The sequence below is a fragment of the Microcoleus sp. T2B6 genome, assembly GCF_036700475.1.
Classification (GTDB): domain Bacteria; phylum Cyanobacteriota; class Cyanobacteriia; order Cyanobacteriales; family Microcoleaceae; genus Microcoleus.
Genome location: NZ_JAUBOZ010000018.1, coordinates 20,541 through 41,707 on the forward strand (window position 1 = coordinate 20,541; position 21,167 = coordinate 41,707).

A 21,167-nucleotide genomic window follows, 5' to 3' on the forward strand; every position below is an offset into this window, starting at 1 on the left:
GGGAACACGACTTTGTGCAACAGCTAGCCGAAAAATCCAGTGCTCTGGAATCTTTGCAGCACCAAATCGCTGAAAAAGAACACCGGGAACACGACTTTGTGCAACAGCTAGCCGAAAAATCCAGTGCTCTGGAATCTTTGCAGCACCAAATCGCTGAAAAATCCAGTGCTTTGGAATCTTTGCAGCAGCAATTCGCCACCGAAAAGCAAAATCTCGAAAGCCAATTGCAGCAAACCGTGTCGAAGTCGAGTTACGAATCTTTGCAGCACGAGTTAGCAGAAAAGTCAAGTGCGATCGGCGACTTCCAAGTTCAACGAAGCAAGTTGCAATCTCTAGAAAATCAATTGAGCCAGAGTGCGGCAATACAGCGAAATTACGACGCTTTGCAGCAACAGTCTCAAGAACAGCTAAAAACCATCAAAGCTTTACGGGAAAAGCTAGGTCAAATGCAGGCTGTGGCTGGGATTGGCGAAGCTTATCTCAACAAGTGGCGCCGTCCCTGATTCTCTCATCAGCACGGCACTGTCTAACGCTCCGGGTGCGCCCGGAGCACTTTACCCCTAAAACGTCCTCTAAACTCGGCCTCCTTCCTCTTGTAGCGATAGATTTCAACCTGTCGCTACAAGAGCTTTTTATTGCAAAATATGAGCATACTATTAAGAAATATTACAATAAATAAATTTATGACAGGCGATCGCACCCCTTTTGGCAAATCCAGTCCCACAGACACTAAGGGCCGCGTCACGGTAATTGGAGGCGGCATCGGCGGGCTAACAGCAGCCGCCCTGCTAGCCCGCAGAGGATACAAAGTGCTAGTCTTAGACCAGGCGATCGTCCCCGGCGGATGCGCTTCCACCTTCAAACGCAAAGGCTTTACCTTCGATGTCGGCGCCACGCAGGTTGCAGGATTGGAACCCGGAGGCATTCACCACCGAATTTTCTCAGAATTAGACATAGAACTTCCCCCCGCCACACCCTGCGATCCCGCTTGTGCGGTGTTTTTGCCGGGAGAAACCGCACCGATTAGCGTGTGGCGAGATCCGCAAAAGTGGCAGCAAGAAAGGCAGCGGCAGTTTCCCGGAAGCGAACCTTTTTGGCAATTATTGTCTGCATTGTTCAAAGCTAGCTGGAACTTTCAAGGGCGCGATCCAGTTTTACCGCCCAGAAACTTCTGGGATTTCTGGCAATTAATTCAAGCAGTTCGCCCCGATACTCTAATTACTTTGCCTTTCACTTTTATGACAGTGGGAGATGCTTTGCGACTTTGTGGGTTGGGCGACAATTTGCGGTTGAAAACTTTTCTCGATTTGCAGTTAAAATTGTATTCTCAAGTCGATACTGAAGAAACGGCGCTACTTTACGCGGCGACGGCTTTAGGAGTGTCGCAAGAGCCACAGGGATTGTATCATCTACAAGGAAGTATGCAGGTGTTGAGCGATCGACTTGTAGAGGCGATCGAACGAGACGGCGGCAAAGTCCTGTTGCGGCATACAGTTGAAAGTATTGTCACCGCCAACGGCAAAGCCACCGGTACAGTGATTCGCAATCAAAAAACAGGCGAAGTTTGGACAGAAACAGCCGATCGCATTGTTGCCAACGTGACCGCGCAAAATCTAGTAAAATTGTTGTCAAGCGAGCCGATTGTCGGAAGTTCAACAGATAATTTAACAGATAATTTATCGGTTAAGTCAGAGACTTCACACACAACAAACCAACTGCCAAATCAAATGGCAGGCTACAAATATCGAGTAGATAAATTGCCGCCCGCATCCGGTGCATTTGTCATATATTTAGGAGTGCATGAAAGCGCAATTCCGACCAATTGTCCGCCGCACCTTCAGTTTCTCTACGATTACGACGGCGAGATTGGGGAGAATAATTCATTATTTGTTTCTGTCAGCCATCCGGGAGATGGCCGAGCACCGAAGGGAATGGCGACAATTATCGCTTCCTCATTTACTGATACTCGAATGTGGTGGAATTCGGTTGATTATGAAGGATTAAAGCAAAAATATACCGCAGGGGCGATCGCCCGTTTGAGCGAATATTTCAATTTGACGCCAGAGTCGATCGTACACCAAGAAGCCGCCACACCCCGCACCTTTGCCCGCTACACAGCGAGAGATAGAGGCGTTGTGGGTGGCATTGGGCAGCGAATACCAACTTTCGGCCCCTTCGGATTTGCCAACCGCACACCAATTAAAAATTTGTGGTTAGTGGGCGACTCCACCCATCCCGGAGAAGGTACTGCCGGTGTTTCCTATTCTGCTTTAACAGTAGTGCGACAAATGGAAGCCACCTCTAAAATCTAAGAGGAAACGGCCATGCCGTTTCCCTACGCCAACAATAATTAATCGCGCGAGAGATGTAACTATCGCGCGATTAATTTTAAGGAATAGTTAACAGTTAATAGTTAACAGTTAACAGTCAACAGTCAACAGTTAACAGTTAACAGTCAACAGTCAACAATCATTCCGGTGTCACCCGAATTGATATCAACTACATTCTCTGACTACTTGATAGCAATCTTTGCGCCCACAGCTTCAAGCTGTTTCTTCATTTCTTCAGCAGCTTCCTTAGCAATAGCTTCCTTAACTGCCTTCGGTGCGGCTTCTACCAAGTCTTTCGCTTCCTTCAGACCCAGACCGGTAATAGCGCGGACTTCTTTCAGAATTGCGATTTTCTTGTCAGCAGGAACTTCTTCAAGAATCACGCTGAACTCAGTTTGTACTTCTTCGGGTTCAGCAGCGGCAGCAGCAGGGCCGCCCATCATCATCATGCCGCCTACAGGAGCAGCAGCGCTGACGCCGAAAGCTTCTTCAATTTGCTTGACCAATTCAGAAGCTTCGAGCAAAGTCAGAGACTTAAGTTTATCCAAGATTTCATCAGTTGCTGTAGACATTTTTTGAACTCCTAGTTCGATTGTAGATTTGGAATTTGAGACTTTCGATTGCTCATTAATTATTAGTTTCTCGTCTCCAGTGATCAGTTTGTTTCTCAAAACTAACGACTCTTGACTCGTGACTAATTACTAATGACTTACGCAGATGTGCTGTCTGCTTCTGCTGGTGCTTCTGCTTCAGGTTGTGCTGCTGCTTCTGCTTCAGGTTGCGCTGCTGCTTCTGCTTCAGGTTGTGCTGCTGCTTCTGCTTCAGGTTGTGCTGCTGCTTCTGCTTCAGGTTGTGCTGCTGCTTCTGCTTCTACTTCTGCTAAATCGCCGTCTTTTTCAGCATAAGCCTTAAGACCGCGAGCGATCGAAGTAGGAACTTGATTGATACCCACAGCCAACTTGGTTGCGACACCGTTGATAGCGCCAGCAATTTGAGCCATGAGTTGTTCTTTCGACGGCAGATCGGCTAATGCTTTAACATCAGCTTCTTTCAGTACCCGTCCTTCCATCACGCCGCCGCGAAGTTCTGTCTTCTTAGAGACTTTTTGGAATTCTTGGTAAGCTTTAATCGCGCCGCCAATATCTTCTTGCACGAACAGAAACGCCGACGTACCTGTCAGCAATTCTTGTATCGGCTGCCAGGTTTCGTTACCTTCAACAGCAATTCGCATTAGCGTGTTTTTTGCCACTTGGCAACTGCTGCCTTTCGGACGCAAACGCCGACGCAAATCTGTGATTTCAGCAACAGTTAAGCCCGTGTAGTCAATCACGATCGCCAATTGAGATTCGCTCAAGGTTTGCTTGAGGTCTGCAATAATCTCATTTTTTACCGCTAAAGTTTTGCCCATACTTATTTCACCTCCTTTTAGGATCGAAAACTGCCCGTCAAAAACCCCGACCTTCGAGCCGGGGCAGAGAATTAAAAATTAACAAGTCAGAATTAAAAATAGAAAATTTCTAATCTTTGAGTCTTGAGTTTTTATTTCTTCAGCCTCGGCAGGAAATTAAGCGATCGGCACCTGCGGTCTTCAGCTTATTGATTTTTGATTAGGCTATCACTAGAAGGCAGACATAGCAAGGCTATGACGCAAATCCTGTGAGAGATTTACACAGACAGCCGAAGCTGTCTTTTACCTTCTGCCTTCTGCTTAATTCTTTCTACGCAGCATCAAGTTTGGTATCGCGCAGAGCACTGATATCGACCTCGATCGACGGGCCCATTGTTGCGGATACGTACAAACTGCGCCAGTAGCGACCTTTAGCACCAGAAGGACGGTTGCGGTCAACAGTTTCTTGCAAAGCATGAAGGTTGACGAGCAAATCTTCCGCTGAGAAAGCTGCCTTGCCAAACATAACATGAACGATGCCAGTTCGATCGGCACGGAATTCTAGTTTACCACCTTTAAACTCGTTGATCGCCTGAGCAATGTCAGTCGTCACCGTGCCACCTTTGGGAGAAGGCATCAAACCGCGCGGGCCCAACAACCGACCCAATTTTGCCACCAACGGCATCACGTCTGGGGTAGCAATCAGGCAATCGAAGTCCATCATGCCCTTCTGAATTTCATCGATTAACTCTTCAGAACCAGCAATATCCGCGCCGGCATTCAGAGCTTCTTTAACTTTTTCGCCCTTAGCAATCACCGCAATTCTGACTACTTGACCAGTTCCTTTTGGTAGCGATACAGTTGTCCGCAACTGTTGGTCAGTATATTTCGGGTCAATTCCCAAACGGATGTGAGCTTCAGCAGCTTCGCCAAACTTAGCGGTTGCTGTTTCTTTCAAAAGTTGCAGAGCTTCCAGCGGTAGATAAGGTCTGTCTTCAACTTTCTTTTGAAGTTCTTGCAGTCTTCGCGATACTTTCTTTGCCATTGTTATCTCCTGGGGTCAGTCGATTTTAGATTTTAGATTTTAGATTTTAGATTGAACCTATCGGACAATCTTAAAATCTACCAGTTTTCGGTTACTAGCGAAGCTTTGCTTCTCCCCCTGAACCGACTTAGGATTTGCGATTTGAGCTTGAAGATTTTAGCTTCAAAATCCTGAATTACTGACAACTGCCAACTGTCAACTGACAACTGACAACTGACTTTAATCAGCGATCGCCACGCCCATATTTTTAGCCGTTCCTGCCACAATTTTCATAGCAGCCTCAACATCATTAGCATTGAGGTCAGGCATTTTGGTTTCAGCGATTTCTCGTAACTGAGCCTGTGTAATCGTCCCTACTTGCTTGCGATTAGGTTCTCCCGAACCCTTAGCAATGCCAGCGGCTTTTTGAATCAAAACCGACGCCGGCGGGGTTTTGAGAATAAATGTAAAACTGCGGTCTTCAAAAACCGAAATTTCTACCGGAACCACCAGACCCGCTTGGTCTGCGGTTCTAGCATTGTACTCCTTGCAAAACATCATAATATTGACGCCGTGCTGACCCAGAGCTGGGCCGATCGGAGGAGCTGGGTTGGCTTTTCCCGCCGTAATCGCCAACTTAATTACTGCAACAACTTTCTTTGCCATTAGTTAGTTCTGTTTCTGAACCTGATTGAACTCCAATTCTACAGGCGTATCGCGCCCAAAAATCGAGAGTAAAACTTTGAGCTTGTTTCGTTCCGGGCTAACTTCAATCACATCACCTTCAAAATCTTTAAATGGCCCGGAAAGTACCACAACGTGGTCTCCAGTAGACATCGATACTTTGACAACTGGTTCTGATTCCTGAGCGTTTCTGAAGATCCGTTCTACTTCCGAATGACTCAGAGGTAGCGGTTTGACGTGACCCCTGCCGCGCCCGTAGCGGCGTTTCTGCTCTGCCCCGACAAAATTAATTACATTCGGGGTATTCTTGATCACCTGCCACGTATCCTCGTCCATAAACATACGGATGAGTACGTAGCCGGGAAAGATTTTTTCATCTGACTGCCGCCTGGAACCGTCTTTGCCGACTTTGATTGCCGGAGTTTGCGGAATTTCTACTTGAACGATGCGATCGGCAACATCCAAAGTTTGAATCCGCTGATCCAAGTTTGCCTTCACCCGCTTTTCGCAGCCAGAGGCAACTTGAACAGCATACCAGCGAGCATCAATCTCCGGCACATCTGGCGATGCTGCCTGTCCCGTCGCTTCTGTGGAATACTCAGATTCTTCTGATGCAAAAGTCATGGCCCAAACACCTTTCCCGCGCCCCAGTTAAAGAAGTTATCCACCAAATAGATCAGGCTTGCTGAGAGGATGACCATCAAAAGCACCGCCAAAGACTCGCTGATTAGCTGCTGCCTGCTGGGCCAAACCACTTTGTCGAGTTCTTCTCTAGTTTCCTTTAAAAAACCCGTAGGATTAAACCCAGGCGCCGTTATTTCTTGAGTTTCTTGAGCTTCGTCTTTTTTCGCCACGATTCAATCCCCCTTGCGATTTTAGATTTTAGATTTTAGATTTTAGATGGTGTGAGTGGCCCGCGGCTCTCAGATTTTGTGACACTAACCACTTACGCCCAAGTCCCAAATCTCAAATCTAAAGCCACGACTTTTTTACAAGCCCAACCAATCAACGGCGTAAATGCCGATCGCCGAAACCGACGATCGAGAAGCGACACCGAGGATTTGTTGATGGCATTTTTTGCGAACCGCCCACAAAAATTAATTCTACCCGAAAGTTTGCGGTTTTGACTGTTGCCAGCCAATAATCCGGGCGCTTTCGGGCAGAATTTAAAGTTTGGTGATTCAGCGCGCCCTGGAGGACTTGAACCCCCGACATCAGGTTTTGGAGACCTGCGTTCTACCAACTGAACTAAGAGCGCACAGGTGAGGTTGCTGAAATTCGCTTAACCTCTAGATTTCTATTTTAACACAGTGCGCTCTAAATGGGAAACTTTTTTTTAAAATTTCTCAATTTCCCATGAACCATGAACCAAGGGGAAGCTGGGTGCATTCCTACAGGGAGCGATCGAACCGCTGTTTGACGCGAGTAGCTTTGCCCACCCGATCGCGCAGGTAGTAAAGTTTTGCTCTGCGGACTTTCCCGCGGCGCATCACTTGGATCGTCGCGATGCGGGGCGAGTGAATCAAAAACACCCGTTCCACGCCGACGCCCTGAAACACGCGGCGAACGGTGATTGTTTCATTAATCCCACCGTTACGCATAGCAATCACAGTCCCTTCGTAGGGCTGAACCCGTTCTTTGTTACCCTCTTTAATTCTTACGCCGACTCGCACTGTGTCGCCCACGTAAATTTCGGGAACTTGTTTATTGAGTTCTTGCTTGACTCTATCTATTTCTGCCGTTTCGATCGAACGGATTATTTCTGCGCCTTTCATAAAAAAACTCGGTAAGTGGGACACTCAGTGGCTTGAGCCAAGAGAGGGAAACGACACGAGCGGTTTAAACCGCCTACCCCTTTCGGGGCTAGACAAGTAGAGGAATGGTACTTGTCTGAATCCCTGTATTGCCGGGAGCGCCTTGCCATTCCAGTAATGTTAGCTTCGCCAATGTTTTAAGAGCTTTTTAGACTTGCAACACTGTCTCAGTGACCTTAAGACTGTTTAATTGCAAATGACAGAGCAGGAAACTAGCTACGCATTTCCAGGTGTCGTGACTCAAAAAACGTAGTCAATGAAGACTTAAGCTGGTCAGTACGGCTTGCGGGAATTGCTCTTGCAAGCCCAGTGTCTTTTAGACCTGGGTTACTGACCGGATTTACCAAAACTCACAATCCATTATCATATATCGAAATGCCCGTTTTATGTCAAAAAAATTCTATGTTAGATACCTCTGGGGTCGTATTTCTGCAATTGGGGGCAATGGCCGCGCTCGCCTTGTACGTCGCCGCCAACTTGGGGGCCAACGATGTCGCTAACTCGATGGGAACATCCGTAGGCTCGAAGGCGCTAACGCTGCGGCAGGCAATAATTGTTGCAGGCATACTGGAGTTTTCCGGCGCAGTGCTGTTCGGACAAGGAGTTTCCGAAACTCTCGCAACAGGAGTTGTGAATGCAGAAGTGTTCGCGGCCAAACCGCAAGTATTTTTGATCGGGATGGTGTCAGTGCTGATAGCTTGCGGGATATGGCTGCAAATCGCTACCAGTCGAGGTTTGCCGGTTTCTTCATCCCATGCAGTCGTGGGCGCGATCGCGGGTTTTAGCTGTGTTGCAGCCGGAATTAATGCAGTTGATTGGCGAACCATCGGCACCATCTCCCTAACTTGGGTGGCGACACCTGTTGCCAGCGGTGCTTTAGCCGCACTATTTTACAGTGTGGTGAAGTATTCGATTCTCGATCGACCAGATCCTCTATCTCAAATGCGCGAGTGGATACCTTGGCTGAGTGCAGCTATGCTGAGCGTATTTGGGATAATTGTACTGCCGTCTGTTGTGGATGTTGCTTTGGTGCAGACAGGGGCGATCGCTGCCGCGCACGATCGATTTGGCTGGAATCTTCCAATTCACGATATTGTCATTGGCATCGGGAGTATGGGGGCGATCGCCTTGACACTCAATAGCTGGAAAAAATTAGAATCAGTTGAGAAGGAAGAAGGTTCGGCAGCGGATTTTGTAACGGATGTAACGGATGTAACGGATGCAAGGAATAAGAAAGAGGGAATATTTTCCCAATCTCCCACTCTCCCCCTCTCCCCCTCTCCCCCTCCCCGCCACTCTCCCATCGAGCAACAAATGGCGAGATTTCAAGTCTTGAGCGCCTGTTTTGTAGCATTTTCCCACGGTTCCAACGACGTAGGAAATGCAGTTGCTCCCCTAGCTGCGATCGCCTACATCCGGCGCACAGGTTCCTTTCCCTCAGAGGATTTCAGCGTTCCCCTGTGGATTTTAGTCCTCGGAGGCGCAGGAATAGTCATCGGTTTAACCATCTGGGGCAAAAATGTAATAGCCACAGTCGGCGAAAAGATCATCGAACTCCAGCCAAGCGGCGGATTTTGTGCGGAATTAGCCACAGCCACCACAGTCTTGCTAGCATCCCGCTTCGGTTTGCCAGTTTCCACATCCCACGCTTTAGTCGGTGCAGTCGTCGGAGTCGGGCTGATCAAAGCTTGGAAAACAGTACGCTTGCAAACTTTGCTGTCAATTGGTTCGGCTTGGCTGGTGACAATTCCGATCGCAGCAGGTTTGGCTGCTATCATCTTCAGCATCGCCCAATCCATTGGGCAATTTTAGATTTTAGATTTTAGATTTTAGATTGAGGCATTTCAGAACAGTCAACCGTCAACAGTCAACAGTCAACAGTTAACTAATCCTTCTGATTGCCTCGGTTGGGATAAACTCGCGAAGGCAAAAGCTTCCAAGCCGCAGCATCTGCACCCCAGTTACAAAAAATCTTCACTGAAGCGAAAATTTTAGCGAAACGCCAATTATAGCAACGCTTCCATTCAGGAGGCCACTGGGCGGTTTCGTCAGCGGCTTGCAAAGCTCTGACTTCAGCTTCGAGTGCTGCGGCGTGGCGCTGCATGATGATTTCTAGTTGCAAAAAGTGTTCTTCGGGCGATCGCAATTTTTTGACATCCTAACTACAAACGTGATCAAGCGTATTCCAGTACAGTAGGGACACGGCAATGCCCATTAGTGTCAATTTAACGTCAAACCCAGTCACAGACTACTGTTTGACGATTGAGGCCAGATCCCCCCTAGCCCCCCTTAAGAAGGGGGGGACAGGAGTTTTTTTCAAAGTCCCCCTTCTTAAGGGGGATTTAGGGGGATCTAGACTTAGGGAAAAACGAGATTTATCAAGGCTTTCAGGCTTAAGTGGACACCTATGGGCTTTTGGAGTGTCCCTTTAGTCTCATAAAACTCACTCGGACTAAAGTCCTCACTACAAACGTGATAAAGATTATTTTATTCGACACACAAGCACGCGGGTTCCTCAATCACTTAATTCCTTCTCCAAGCAATGCCTTAGCTGTTGAGCCAGCACCTCGACGCAGGGCTTTCTCAGCATAGTCAGGTGATTCCCAGGAACTCTAATCACGTCTACTTTTTGGGTCGTTAATTCGCTCCAGCCAAGAGTCGGATCTTGATGATTCATGCTTAGCTTTTCCCTCGATCTAAACAGAGTAATTCGCTGCGGATAAATTTTCGGTACATAGCTGAGAGTTGCTTGACTATTAGCCTGAAATACAGTAAACATTGAGGGAATTGCCAGCTCGCGCCAGCTCCGTTCTTTTGACTCCTGAGATAGGATGCTAACCATAACGGCCTGTTTCCAATTCCAGCGAGACCAAAAATTAGCTACTAGATTAAGCATCTTATTTAATTTCGGAAATTTGACCGCAATACCGCCACTTTGAACATTTTCCGCAGCAGCCACCAAGCGAAAATAATCTACTACAAAAGGCCAGATAGAGCGCGAAACAGTAGTCAGAATAAACTTGCAACCGTCCCAAAAAGAAGGTTTGTTAGCAGAAACCGGCGCTAAAGTATCCAGCACAGCAAGTAAAGCCACTTCATCCCCCGCTGCGAGCAACTGTTGAGCCATCTCAAAAGCGACCAAACCTCCAAAAGACCAGCCTCCTAAAAAATAAGGTCCTTTTGGTTGAACGGTACGCAAGGCTGCGATATAGTCAGCCGCCATGTCTTCAATGCTAGTTAACGGAGAGCTTTCGCCGTCAATACCCTTTGGTTGCAGCCCGTAAAACGGTTGATTTTCTCCTAGCCCAAATGCTAACTCGACATAAGGAAATACGACGCCAAAGATGGGATGAACGCAGAAGAACGGGGGATTTTTACCGCGAGGCTTAATTGCAACTAAAGGCGACCATTCCAGAGAATTTGTTTCTGAAGATAGCGAATCTGCTAAACCTTCAATTGTCGGATTTAAAAAAAGATATGACAGCGGCAATTCGCGCTGAAATTGCTGGTTAATCTCATTGATGAGGCGGATTGCCAGCAGGGAATCTCCACCCAAATCGAAGAAGTTATCGCGAATGCCAACGCACTCTGCGTTGAGGATTGTGGCCCAAATTTGGGCGAGGGTTGACTCGGTTGGTGTGCGAGGTGCAAGGCAGCTTTGATCTATTGAATTGCTAGTTAGATTTCCCGGTACAGGTAGGCGCAGGCGGTCGATTTTGCCATTGGGAGTTAGGGGCAGAAAATCCATCGCCACAAAAGCACTGGGAATCATGTAATTGGGCAGTTGTTGTTTGAGCAAATTGCGTATTTCCCCGGAATTAAGCGTCTGATTTTGATTGGGAACGACATAAGCAACTAGGCGTTTGTTGCCCGACAAATCATCCACAGCAACCGCCGCTGTTTCTTTGACTGCTGGATGCTGAACCAGCAGTGCTTCAATTTCTCCCAATTCTATTCGATAACCGCGAATTTTTACCTGTTCGTCAGTGCGGCCTAAAAACTCAAGATTGCCGTCTGGAAAATAGCGAGCTAAGTCACCAGTTTTATAAATTCGTTCTCCTGCTTTCTGGCTAAACGGATTAGCAATAAATCGCTGGGTGGTTAATTCGGGGCGGTTCAGGTAGCCTCGCGCCAATCCGCTGCCGCCGATGTACAATTCACCGGGAATTCCAACGGGTACAGGCTGTAAATTTTTATCTAAAATATAGAGTTGAGTGTTAGCTATTGGGCGGCCGATTGGCGGTTTTTTGGGCTCGCCAATTTCGGCCAAACTTGACCAGACTGTCGCTTCTGTAGGGCCGTAAGCGTTAAAAAATCTGCGCCGGGAAGCCCAGCGTTTAACAATCTCCGGGGAACAGGATTCGCCAGCACAGATGATTGTTTGCAGTGCGGGAATTTCGGCGTTTGCAAGGACTGCTAGCAGCGAGGGCGGGAGGGTAGCGTGGGTAATAGCATTGTCCTGCAAAAATTCGATTAATGTTTGTCCGGGCAACAAAGATTCTTTCTTGGCACAGTAAAGTGTTGCTCCGGTTCCCAAGGCCATGACAATCTCAAAGATTGAGGCATCAAAACTCAGGGATGCGAATTGCAAAATGCGGTGATTTGAGTTTAAGTTAAAAGCTTCTATTTGAGCTAGGGCTAAGTTGTATAGTCCCCGATGTTCGATTAAAACGCCTTTGGGTTTTCCGGTTGAACCAGATGTGTAAATGACGTAGGCTAGGTTTTCTGGTAGGATATTTGTAGTTGGATTTTCTCGGCTTTGTTGGGCGATAATTTCTCTGTCGGAGTCCAAACACACTACTGAAAAAACTCCGTAATTTTCCGGCTGCGTCAAGTTTTGGGCTAAGTGCTGCTGAGTTACCAAAATCGACACCTGAGCATCTTCTAACATGAAGTTAAGGCGCTCTTGAGGATAAGTTGGATCTAAAGGCAGGTAGGCTGCGCCTGCTTTGATAATGCCTAGCAATCCGACGATCGCATCTAAGGAACGTTCTACACAAAGGCCCACTAAAACTTCTGGTGCTGCTCCCAATTTCTGCAAGTAATGTGCAAGTTGGTTGGCTCGGCTGTTGAGTTGGCGGTAGGTTAACTGCTGGTTTTCAAAGACGGCGGCGACAGCATCGGGCGTTAGCTCGACTTGCTCTTCAAATAGCTGATGGAAACACTGGTTTTGCGGATAATCTCTCTGAGTGTCATTCCAATCGATTAATAATTGCTGGTATTCTGGCGCTGTCAGCAAAGCCAAGTCGCTGAGGTGCTGTTTGGGATTGGCAACAATGGCTTCAAGCAGCGTTTGGAAATGTCCCGCCATGCGCGCAATTGTGGTGCTATCAAATAAATCTGTGCTGTAGACAAATTGCCCTTGAATACTTCCTGCATCTTCCCACAAGTGGCACTCTAAATCTAGCTTGGCGGTTCCCGCATCAAAGTCGATCGCCTCTCCAACGATTCCCGGCAATTCCAGCGCTGCTACAGGAGTGTTTTGCAGGCTAAAACTAACTTGAAATAGGGGGTTGCGGCTCAACTCGCGATCGGGGTGCATTTCCTCAACCAACTTCTCGAAGGGCAAATCTTGGTGGGCGTAGGCTGCCATTGCGACGTTTTTTACCCGATGCAATAGTTCCCGAAAAGTTGGATTTCCTGATAAATCTGCACGCAGCACCAAACTGTTGACAAAAAAACCGATTAATGCTTCTATTTCGCTCAGGTTGCGATTGGCGATCGGCGTTCCTACTGCAATATTTACTTGTCCTGTATAGCGGTACAGCAAAGTTTGAAAAGCAGCTAGTAGAGTGATAAATAAAGTCGCGCTTTCTTGCTGGCTCAATGACTTTAGCGCCTCGCTCAAAGCAGGTGATAGTGTTATAAATTGTTTAGCGCCGCGGTAGGATGGAACGGCTGGTCTTTGCCTGTCTGTTGGTAGATTGAGTGTGGTAATTCCATTTAACTGCTGCCGCCAATAAGCTAACTGGGTTTCTAATACTTCGCCCTGCAACCATTGGTGCTGCCACTCTGCAAAGTCGGCGTACTGCACGGGCAGTGCTGGTAAGTGCGAGATGCCATTTTTTACAAATGCTGTGTAGAGCGTTCCCAGCTCTCGAATTAGCACTCCAATCGACCAACCATCAGCCACAATATGATGTAAATTCAGCAACAATATATGTTCTGTTTCACTGAGTTGTAACAGCGTTACTTTGAATAACGGCCCGGCGGCTAAATCGAAAGGGCATTGCGCTGCATCGGTTGCGAGTTGCAGCGCTGCGGTTTCCTGCTGAGTTGGCGAGAGATTTTGTAAGTCGATTGTGGGGAGGGATACGGTTAGAATGGGAGCAATAATTTGTACGAGTTCCCCTTCCAAAAGCGTAAAAGTTGTGCGTAAAGTTTCGTGCCGCTGCACAATTTCATTGAAGGTTTGCTCTAAGGATCTTAAGTTGAGGGAACCTGTTAAGCGGAGCGCTGTTGAGACATTGTAGAAAGGATTGCCCGGTGCTAATTGATTGAGGAACCAAAGCCGCTGCTGGGCAAAGGATGCCGGGAAGACGAAAACTTCTGTTTCTTCGGGAAGATTAAGCTTTTCTTCACCAGCCGGGAGGGAATTGTCGGAAAGATACTGAGTCATATCAAATTATCAGGCAAGCCTCAAAGGAAAGCGCGTACAAAGTAGCCTACAAATATTACATAGATAAGATTTCATCTCTTTGATTAAAATCTTTACCAAGGCAATACTAGACTATAACTCGTTTCGATATGCTGCTTCATGCCGAGGTCGGTAACATTCACAAGATGTGTAAAAAACACATCAACATCGTCTATCGCTTTAGCCGTAAGCCGAACTTTTCCGGTTGCTGTTTGAGTCCAAGAAAGCGCGGGAATAGCAAAACCATGTGCAAAACTGTGCCGCACTCTTAAAATCTCATTTAGCTTCTGCCGAACGGCTAATCCGCTCAGGCTTCTTGCAGACCAAATCCAATCGCCAATAGGATCGTAACCAGTGTTTTGAATCAGAAGGTTTCGCGTGTTCTCCGCGTTTGGTGTATTAAATCTTTCAAGTGCGCGTTCCGCCGCATCTCTAGCAATAGAATGTACGGCATGAAATTTGGGATCTAAAGGATTTGCAGTTGCAGCGAAAAAGTTGCGAACGAGTTCGTTTATGTAAGCATCCCATACAGCAACAAATGCAGCTAGAGCGGAGTGATAGTAGACTTGAGTTTTACTGCGCGATATTGGTTGCAAGCGGGGATCTGTAGCTGTTTCGCGAAGTGTTCTAGCCGTGTTGGACGCTGTTTTGTACTTCAATGCTGCTGGTGACGGCACGGCGATTTCCTAAATACAGTTCACGAACTTTTCAAGTGCATCTCGGTACCTTTGCAATGACTCTGCATTCAATTGCACCTGCTCGCCCGCGATGTTTTTGGCTGCTGGTGTGAGTTTGTGCAAGGGCGTGCCAGTCGTAGCAGCGAGTACAGAACCGCTGGTAAAATCTGGGATTTCAATGAAGGTGTTACTCGGCTTGTCTTTGGAGTTAGCAAAAATATGACGGTGCTTCTTGTGTATATCATCCATCATCTGCATAATTCTCTGGTTTACAGCTTCGGATGCCTTGCTCGCTCTCCCTTTGTACAAAGTCAAATTTAGGCTCACGAATGTATGTAATTTTGGTACAGGTACACCTTCTTCCTTAGCGCGTTTTGCAAAAGCAATTCGTGCGTATGGCGCAGTATGGGGGTCGGTTATGGCATAGAGAATTGCGAGGACATTCTCGATCGCAAGACGTGAAGTATAGTCCGCTATAAATGGTACAATCAAGTTTTCGGCAGCCACAAGAGCAAGCTGTGTAGAAATAGCAAAAGTAGGACTACAGTCTATGAAGAATATGGTATCGCGATCGCCGCTATATGAACGCAGGGCAACCGTCAGGTCTCGTCCCCAAGTTAGCACCTGTTTCCACGAGTCATAAGGTATTTCCAACTGGGATGTTTGTCGGATTGCTTCAGAAATTATTTCCAGGTAATTGTCCCCGCATACAAGTCTTAGATTCTCTGGTATATTCTGATTGAATTCTCTCGGTTCGCATAGATATGGGGATACGTCTGCAACCATCCGAAATGGAGAATTCAGACGCGCTTCTAGATAGCCTGCTACTGTTGCGCGCGGAGTTTTGCTCATTAAAAAATGCAGCGCATCTGGGCTAGTGAAATATCCGCCAAGTAGCATTTCTGACACATTCGCCTGCGGACATAAATCAATTACATAGACATCTGTATCGGGGTAACGGTAAGCATATTCGGAAGCTGCTGCAAAGCAAAGGAAGCTTTTGCCGACGCCGCCTTTATTGTTCCAGAAAGCGTATGAACTCATGGGTATAATTTCTTTAAAAATAATATAATTTTCATGATTTCTCTTTGCTTTCTTGGTTGAGAGATGATAATTTGAACCTGCGGCTCTCGCGAGAAACAGGCACTAAAGCAGGAGCTTTAATTTTAGCATCGCTCTCTTTCAAACTCTCAACAATCTTAGATAATTCTGCAATTGTCGGTGCTTCAAAAACCCGGCGCAAAGGTAACTCTACCGCGAAAGCATCTCGCACTCTAGAAACAAGCTGAGTCGCCAGCAGAGAATGGCCTCCCAATTCAAAGAAATTGTCCCGGATACCCACTCGCTTTATCCCCAAAACCTCAGCCCAAATTTTCACTAAAACTTCCTCAATAGAAGTATGAGGCGCAACATAACCGCCAGCCCATTCTAACTTAATCGGCTGCGGTGCAGGCAAAGCGAGGCGATCGACCTTTCCGTTAGCCGTCACAGGTAGCGACTCCAGCACCACAAAAGCCGACGGAACCATATATTCCGGCAGTTTTTCTGCTAGATAAGCCTGCAACTGTGGCACTAATTTACGCGCTGCTTTAGCTTGTAAGGGATTGTTAGCATAAGAGCGCCAAGGACGCAAGTTATCGCTTCTGGTTTCTGGCACAAAATCTCTAGTTTCGCCCCGTGCAAACACTACATCGTAGCGCCCTTGACTGTCGGAATTAGACCAACTAATATTAACATTATACGGAACTTCCAAAGCATACCACGCTTCGGGATCGACTCCTAAATCCTCGACTTTTTCCACGGCTTTCTGCAACTGACCTGCCGTTGAAAATTTATCGACAACAGACAGCAACTCTGTCGCCTTAACTGCTGCCGTTACCCGCGCATTAGGCACATTAGCAATTCTTAAAACATCGAGTTGATTTTGCAATAATATTTGTTGCACCTTGGTAACAGTCAGATTCTGATTTTCATCCAACCAATCCAGCCGTTTCGATCCCCCCAACTCCCCTTGTGCGGGGGATTGGGGGCAGGGCGGTTTCATTCTCGGTAGGGGCAATCCCCCTGTGGTTGTCCCCATGTCCCAAACGCCTGTGAAATCGTCTGTGGGTGGGGGCGGGCACGGGGGCACCGCCCCTACAAAAGCCTGATTTTCGTGAGAATGAAACCGCCCTGGGGATTGGGGGGGATCTGTTTCCGACGCAATATGCAGAATAGCATTGTACCGAAAATCAGTTAACTCATTGTGATAACTACCGCGAATTAATTGAATCTCTACGCCGCAAATCTGTGGAAAGCGGTGTTTTAATGCGCTAAAAAAATCTGGTTCAATAACTAACTCTGTTTCTTGAAAAATTTGCATTTGTACTCTCTGCTGCAACTGTTCGCCCGCGAGAGAAGGTTCGGCTTGATACAGTTGTACCGAAGCGTGGAAAGCTTCCAGCAACGGCAAGCTGCGAACATCTCCGATGAATATAAAGCCGCCGGGAGTAGTTGCTTTCACCGCACCTTCTAGCACCTGCACGAGATAGTCGATATTCGGGAAATATTGCACGACAGAGTTGAGAATTACTGCGTCAAAAGCTGCTGTCTCTACTCCTTCAAAATCAGTCGCCATTTTCTGAAGCAGCGTTACATTAGCTAACTCTTGATTTGCCAAGTGCTGCCGAATATAGTTTAGCGAAATAGGTGAAAAGTCTGTTCCGCAATATTGGGTGCAGCGAGGGGCAATTTGGAACAGCAACAAACCTGTGCCGCAGCCAATTTCTAACACTCGGCTAGGCTGCAAAGCTAAAATTTGGGCGGCTTGATTGTTCGCCCAGTCGCGCATCTGTTCTGCTGGGATTGGTTGATTAGTATAGCTGCTATTCCAGCCGACAATATTAAATGTTGGATCTGAGTCAACAGCAGGTTGATTGTAAGTTTCATTGTAGAGCATTTGCCACTGCAAAACCTGTTCGTCCTGCAATTGCATTATTTGGTTTTTTTCGCGGGCAACGCTATATTCTGCATTCAGGGCAATATAAGCTACTAAACGTTTATCTCCCTGTCCATCTTCCGAAGCTATTGCTACAGTTTGCTGCACGGCGGGATGTTGAGCTAATAGTGTCTCGATTTCTCCTAATTCGATGCGGAAACCGCGAATTTTTACTTGTTCGTCAATACGTCCCAAAAATTCCAGGTTGCGATCGCCTCTGTAGCGCACTAAGTCGCCGGTTTTGTAAATTCGCTCTGCTGAATTTGGTTTAAACTGAGATGTTGCACCATTATCGAGAACAGGCAAGATGCCTGTTCCACAAGAAAATTCATCCCTTGTGGAACAGGCATCTTGCCTGTTCCTAAACAAGTCATTGAGAATGGTGTCTGAATTTGGTTTAAAAGGATTGACAATAAAGCTTTGTGCGGTTAAATCTGGGCGGTTGAGGTAGCCGCGAGCGAGTCCGTTTCCGCCGATGTACAATTCGCCAACAACGCCGATCGCCACTGGCTGCAAATATTTGTCTAATATGTAGATTTGAGTGTTAGCAATGGGGTGGCCAATTGTCGGGGCGATGTCTGTTTGCTCTGTTACAGGAATATAACCGGAAGTTGTGACGACGGTGTTTTCGGTTGGGCCGTAATTATTTACTAGCTTAAATGGATGGGATTTTAAAGGATGTTGTTGCAGTTTTTCGCCGCCTGCGAGCAAGATTCGCAGCGCTGTTGTTTGAGGCCAATCTAATAGCAAAAGTTTCTCGGCTAAAGGTGTTGGCAAAAAGCTCATTGTAATTGCTTTTGATACTAACCAGTTTTGCAGTTTTTCAGGATCTCGCCTGATGTCATCTTCGGGAAAGTAGATGCTAGCTCCGGCGGCGAGATAAGGCCAAATTTCCCACCCGCAAGCATCAAAGCCGATCGCTGCAATTTGGGTTGCTCGATCGCCCGCTGACACCCCAAACTCTCTTTGATGCCAAAAAACGAGATTTAACAAGCTCCCGTGCTCAATTTCCACTCCTTTCGGCTTTCCCGTGGAACCGGAGGTGTAAATCGCGTAAGCCCGATTTTCGGCTGTGGCTGCGCTGGTGGGATTGTCGGCGATTTCTTGGGAAATCATCTCCCAGTCTGTGTCTAGAAAAACAACCCTTGGATGGTTAATTTTATCATCTGACTGTGTTTCTAAATTTTGCACTTCGCCATCATCCACCAGGGAATTTATTCCCTGGCTCATAGCTGAAGTCGGCTGAAGCCGACTGGAAACTTGTCCTCCTTCAGTCGTCTTTAGACGACTTTCGCTATTAGACAGGGAATTTATTCCCTGGCGGGTAAGCAATACTGACTGTGTTTCTAAATTTTGCACTTCGCCATCATCCACCAGGGAATTTATTCCCTGGCTCATAGCTGAAGTCGGCTGAAGCCGACTGGAAACTTGTCCTCCTTCAGTCGTCTTTAGACGACTTTCGCTATTAGACAGGGAATTTATTCCCTGGCGGGTAAGCAATACTGACACTTGAGCATCTTTTAGCATAAAGCTCGATCGCTCAGCAGGATAGCTCGGATCTAAAATTAGGTAAGCTCCTCCCGCTTTCAGGATACCCAACATCCCCACGATCAGATCGAGCGATCGCCCGCAGCCAAGCCCGACTAAAACTTCCGCCCCAACCCCAATTTTTTGCAGATAACGTGCTAGTTGGTTGCTGCGGAGATTTAGCTCTCGATAGGTGACTCGCTCATCTCCAAATACCAGCGCCACCGCATCCGGTGCCCGATCGGCCTGCATTTCAAATAGCTGATGGATGCACAAATCTTGCGGATAATCCGCCTGAGTATTGTTGCATTCAACTAACAAATGATAGCGCTCTTGGGCGCTCAAATATTGCAAGTTGGCAATTCGCTGTTCGGGATTTGTCACAATCCTTTCTAACAAGGCTTGAAAATGCCCGATCAGGCGGGTAATCGTAGCTTCATCAAATAAATCGGCGCTGTAAATAACCATGCCGCTGATGCCCTCTGAGCTATCAACCCACAGCTTATTGCTGGGCGATTGCTTGCTTCCCGAACTGTTGGGCGATCGCTCCCACAAATGAAACTCCAAATCAAACCGCGCTGTACCCACATCTAACTGCTGCGGCCTGAGTGTTAATTCTGGGAATTCTAACCGATTCCCCGGCGCGTTTTGCAGCGCAAACGCCACCTGAAATAATGGATTTTGGTTCAAAGCGCGATCGGGGTGCAGTTCTTCTACTAACTTCTCAAACGGCAAATCTTGGTGAGCGTAAGCTCCTAATGCTACCTCTTTGACTCGGTTTAAAAGTTCCCGAAAAGTTGGATTTCCCGACAAATCTGTACGCAGCACCAAACTGTTGACAAAAAACCCGATTAATGCTTCAATTTCACTGCGGTTGCGATTGGCGATCGGCGAACCTACTACAATATCTTCTTGCTGCGCGTAATGGTAAAGCAACGTTTTAAAAGCTGCCAGCATTGTCATAAACAGCGTCACTCCTTCGCGCTGGCTCAACGTTTCTAAAGCCTCGCTCAGTTGTTTTGGCAGTTGCAAAAATTGCCTTTTGCCTCGGTAACTTTGAATTGCTGGCCTGGGTCTATCCGCAGGCAAATTTAACATAGAAATGCCGTTTAACTGCTGCCGCCAGTAAGCAAGTTGCGTTTCTAAAACTTCCCCTTGCAGCCATTCGCGCTGCCATTTTGCAAAATCCGCGTACTGGATCGACAAAGCCGGTAAAGGCGAAGGTCTTTCGCTAGCAAAGGCCGTGTAAAGTGCGCCTAATTCCTGAATAAGCACTCCGATAGACCAACCATCGGAGACAATGTGGTGCATATTCAGCATTAGTAAATATTCGGCATCATCTAACTGCAATAATGTGACTCGCAGCAACAAGTCATTGGACAAATTGAAAGAGCGTTGAGCTTCCTGGGCGGTGAGCCTGTTTGCTTCAGTTTGTCGAGATTCCTTTGGCAAGTTTCGCAAGTCCACTACATTAATCGGGAGGTGGAAAGCAGCAGCTATTCTCTGAACAGGTTGCCCCGAAACTACTGCTAAAGTCGTGCGTAAAGCTTCGTGGCGGCGCACAATTTCATTGAAGGTTTGTTGCAGCGCCGAAAAATTGAGCGAACCTGTCAAACGCAATGCTGCGGGAACATTATAAAAAGGATTGTTCGGTACTAATTGGTCGAGAAACCACAAGCGCTGCTGTGCAAAGGAAAGCGGTAGATTTCCGTCCCGCCCCATAGGAACAATCGGTGTAGAAGTAAAACTAGAAGTACGATTAGCTGCTTTTAAAAATGAAATAATTTCGGCTTTTTTCTGAGAAATTTCGGCGCGCAGTTCGGGTGTAAGAATTCCTTCAGGAGCATTGCAGCGCAGGATCTCGCCCTCAACAAAAATATTAATATCTAGACTGCGAAGGTAAGATAAAAACTCAACTAGCTCCACCCTGACAGAATCTCTGGCATTTGGCGATGAACTCGATATTTTTGGATCGGGCATTTTGAGTCATCCTGTCATTACTTGGGCAAATCAATAAAAGAAATTCGACCAGCGCACAAGCTAAGAGCTTAACTTACCCCTTGCCGACTGTGGCCTAACCTGAGTATGATTCTGTTTGAATCCGCAACCA

At 47.1% G+C, this 21,167-nt stretch carries 14 protein-coding genes, 1 tRNA gene, 2 pseudogenes and 1 other annotated feature; of the genes and pseudogenes, 4 read left to right on the plus strand and 13 right to left on the minus strand.

What is annotated here, in order from left to right:
- A pseudogene (locus QUA00_RS10660) lies at window positions 1-503 on the plus strand (CopG family transcriptional regulator); the annotation flags it as partial.
- 180 nt (window positions 504-683) lie between these two features.
- The gene (locus QUA00_RS10665; protein ID WP_333409620.1) at window positions 684-2,312 is read left to right on the plus strand and encodes an FAD-dependent oxidoreductase; all 1,629 of its coding nucleotides are present in this window, start codon (window positions 684-686) and stop codon (window positions 2,310-2,312) included.
- 200 nt (window positions 2,313-2,512) lie between these two features.
- Here QUA00_RS10665 and rplL read toward each other — a convergent pair whose 3' ends face one another.
- The 6 genes and pseudogenes from rplL to secE all read right to left on the minus strand — a co-directional run bounded on the left by rplL (window position 2,513) and on the right by secE (window position 6,279).
- On the minus strand, window positions 2,513-2,902 hold the full coding sequence (gene rplL, locus QUA00_RS10670) for a 50S ribosomal protein L7/L12 (protein WP_333106664.1): 390 nt from the start codon (window positions 2,900-2,902) through the stop codon (window positions 2,513-2,515).
- Between the two features lie 305 nt (window positions 2,903-3,207).
- Window positions 3,208-3,738, minus strand: a pseudogene (gene rplJ / locus QUA00_RS10675) (50S ribosomal protein L10); the annotation flags it as partial.
- A gap of 29 nt (window positions 3,739-3,767) precedes the next feature.
- Window positions 3,768-3,940 (minus strand) — a sequence feature (ribosomal protein L10 leader region).
- 108 nt (window positions 3,941-4,048) lie between these two features.
- Window positions 4,049-4,762 carry a 50S ribosomal protein L1 gene (rplA, locus tag QUA00_RS10680; protein ID WP_190663916.1) on the minus strand — a complete coding sequence of 238 codons (714 nt, stop codon included), beginning with the start codon at window positions 4,760-4,762 and terminating at the stop codon, window positions 4,049-4,051.
- Between the two features lie 219 nt (window positions 4,763-4,981).
- Entirely contained in the window at window positions 4,982-5,407 is a 426-nt protein-coding gene (gene rplK / locus QUA00_RS10685; protein WP_006635588.1) for a 50S ribosomal protein L11, read from the minus strand.
- Window positions 5,408-5,410: 3 nt separating this feature from the next.
- A complete protein-coding gene (nusG, locus tag QUA00_RS10690; protein ID WP_242721257.1) occupies window positions 5,411-6,049 on the minus strand; it encodes a transcription termination/antitermination protein NusG in 639 nt (212 codons plus the stop codon).
- Window positions 6,046-6,279 (minus strand): preprotein translocase subunit SecE, encoded by a 234-nt coding sequence (secE, locus tag QUA00_RS10695; protein WP_333409579.1) that lies wholly within the window; start codon window positions 6,277-6,279, stop codon window positions 6,046-6,048. Before secE ends, nusG begins: the two co-directional genes overlap by 4 nt.
- Before the next feature lie 78 nt (window positions 6,280-6,357).
- Between secE and QUA00_RS10700 the strand changes: the two genes are divergently transcribed.
- On the plus strand, window positions 6,358-6,552 hold the full coding sequence (locus tag QUA00_RS10700) for a hypothetical protein (RefSeq protein ID WP_333106669.1): 195 nt from the start codon (window positions 6,358-6,360) through the stop codon (window positions 6,550-6,552).
- A gap of 58 nt (window positions 6,553-6,610) precedes the next feature.
- On the opposite strand, the gene QUA00_RS10705 is transcribed toward QUA00_RS10700, so the two are convergent.
- Both QUA00_RS10705 and rplS read right to left on the minus strand, forming a co-directional pair.
- Window positions 6,611-6,683 (minus strand) — tRNA-Trp (locus QUA00_RS10705).
- Between the two features lie 133 nt (window positions 6,684-6,816).
- Window positions 6,817-7,200 carry a 50S ribosomal protein L19 gene (gene rplS / locus QUA00_RS10710; RefSeq protein WP_333054363.1) on the minus strand — a complete coding sequence of 128 codons (384 nt, stop codon included), beginning with the start codon at window positions 7,198-7,200 and terminating at the stop codon, window positions 6,817-6,819.
- A gap of 414 nt (window positions 7,201-7,614) precedes the next feature.
- Here rplS and QUA00_RS10715 point away from each other — a divergent pair, with 414 nt between their 5' ends.
- On the plus strand, window positions 7,615-9,051 hold the full coding sequence (locus QUA00_RS10715; protein ID WP_445305733.1) for an inorganic phosphate transporter: 1,437 nt from the start codon (window positions 7,615-7,617) through the stop codon (window positions 9,049-9,051).
- A 73-nt stretch (window positions 9,052-9,124) separates the two neighbouring features.
- Here the strand turns inward: QUA00_RS10715 and QUA00_RS10720 are convergent, their stop codons facing one another.
- The 5 genes from QUA00_RS10720 to QUA00_RS10740 all read right to left on the minus strand — a co-directional run bounded on the left by QUA00_RS10720 (window position 9,125) and on the right by QUA00_RS10740 (window position 21,037).
- Complete coding sequence (locus tag QUA00_RS10720; RefSeq protein WP_333409581.1) at window positions 9,125-9,385, minus strand: hypothetical protein; 261 nt, start codon at window positions 9,383-9,385, stop codon at window positions 9,125-9,127.
- Window positions 9,386-9,754: 369 nt separating this feature from the next.
- Window positions 9,755-13,858, minus strand: a complete 4,104-nt coding sequence (locus QUA00_RS10725) for an amino acid adenylation domain-containing protein (protein WP_333409582.1) — start codon at window positions 13,856-13,858, stop codon at window positions 9,755-9,757.
- A 92-nt stretch (window positions 13,859-13,950) separates the two neighbouring features.
- The gene (locus tag QUA00_RS10730; RefSeq protein WP_333409583.1) at window positions 13,951-14,553 is read right to left on the minus strand and encodes a HEPN domain-containing protein; all 603 of its coding nucleotides are present in this window, start codon (window positions 14,551-14,553) and stop codon (window positions 13,951-13,953) included.
- 9 nt (window positions 14,554-14,562) lie between these two features.
- Window positions 14,563-15,597 carry a ParA family protein gene (locus tag QUA00_RS10735; RefSeq protein ID WP_333409584.1) on the minus strand — a complete coding sequence of 345 codons (1,035 nt, stop codon included), beginning with the start codon at window positions 15,595-15,597 and terminating at the stop codon, window positions 14,563-14,565.
- Window positions 15,598-15,628: 31 nt separating this feature from the next.
- Window positions 15,629-21,037 (minus strand): amino acid adenylation domain-containing protein, encoded by a 5,409-nt coding sequence (locus QUA00_RS10740; protein WP_333409585.1) that lies wholly within the window; start codon window positions 21,035-21,037, stop codon window positions 15,629-15,631.
- Window positions 21,038-21,167 lie beyond the last annotated feature (130 nt).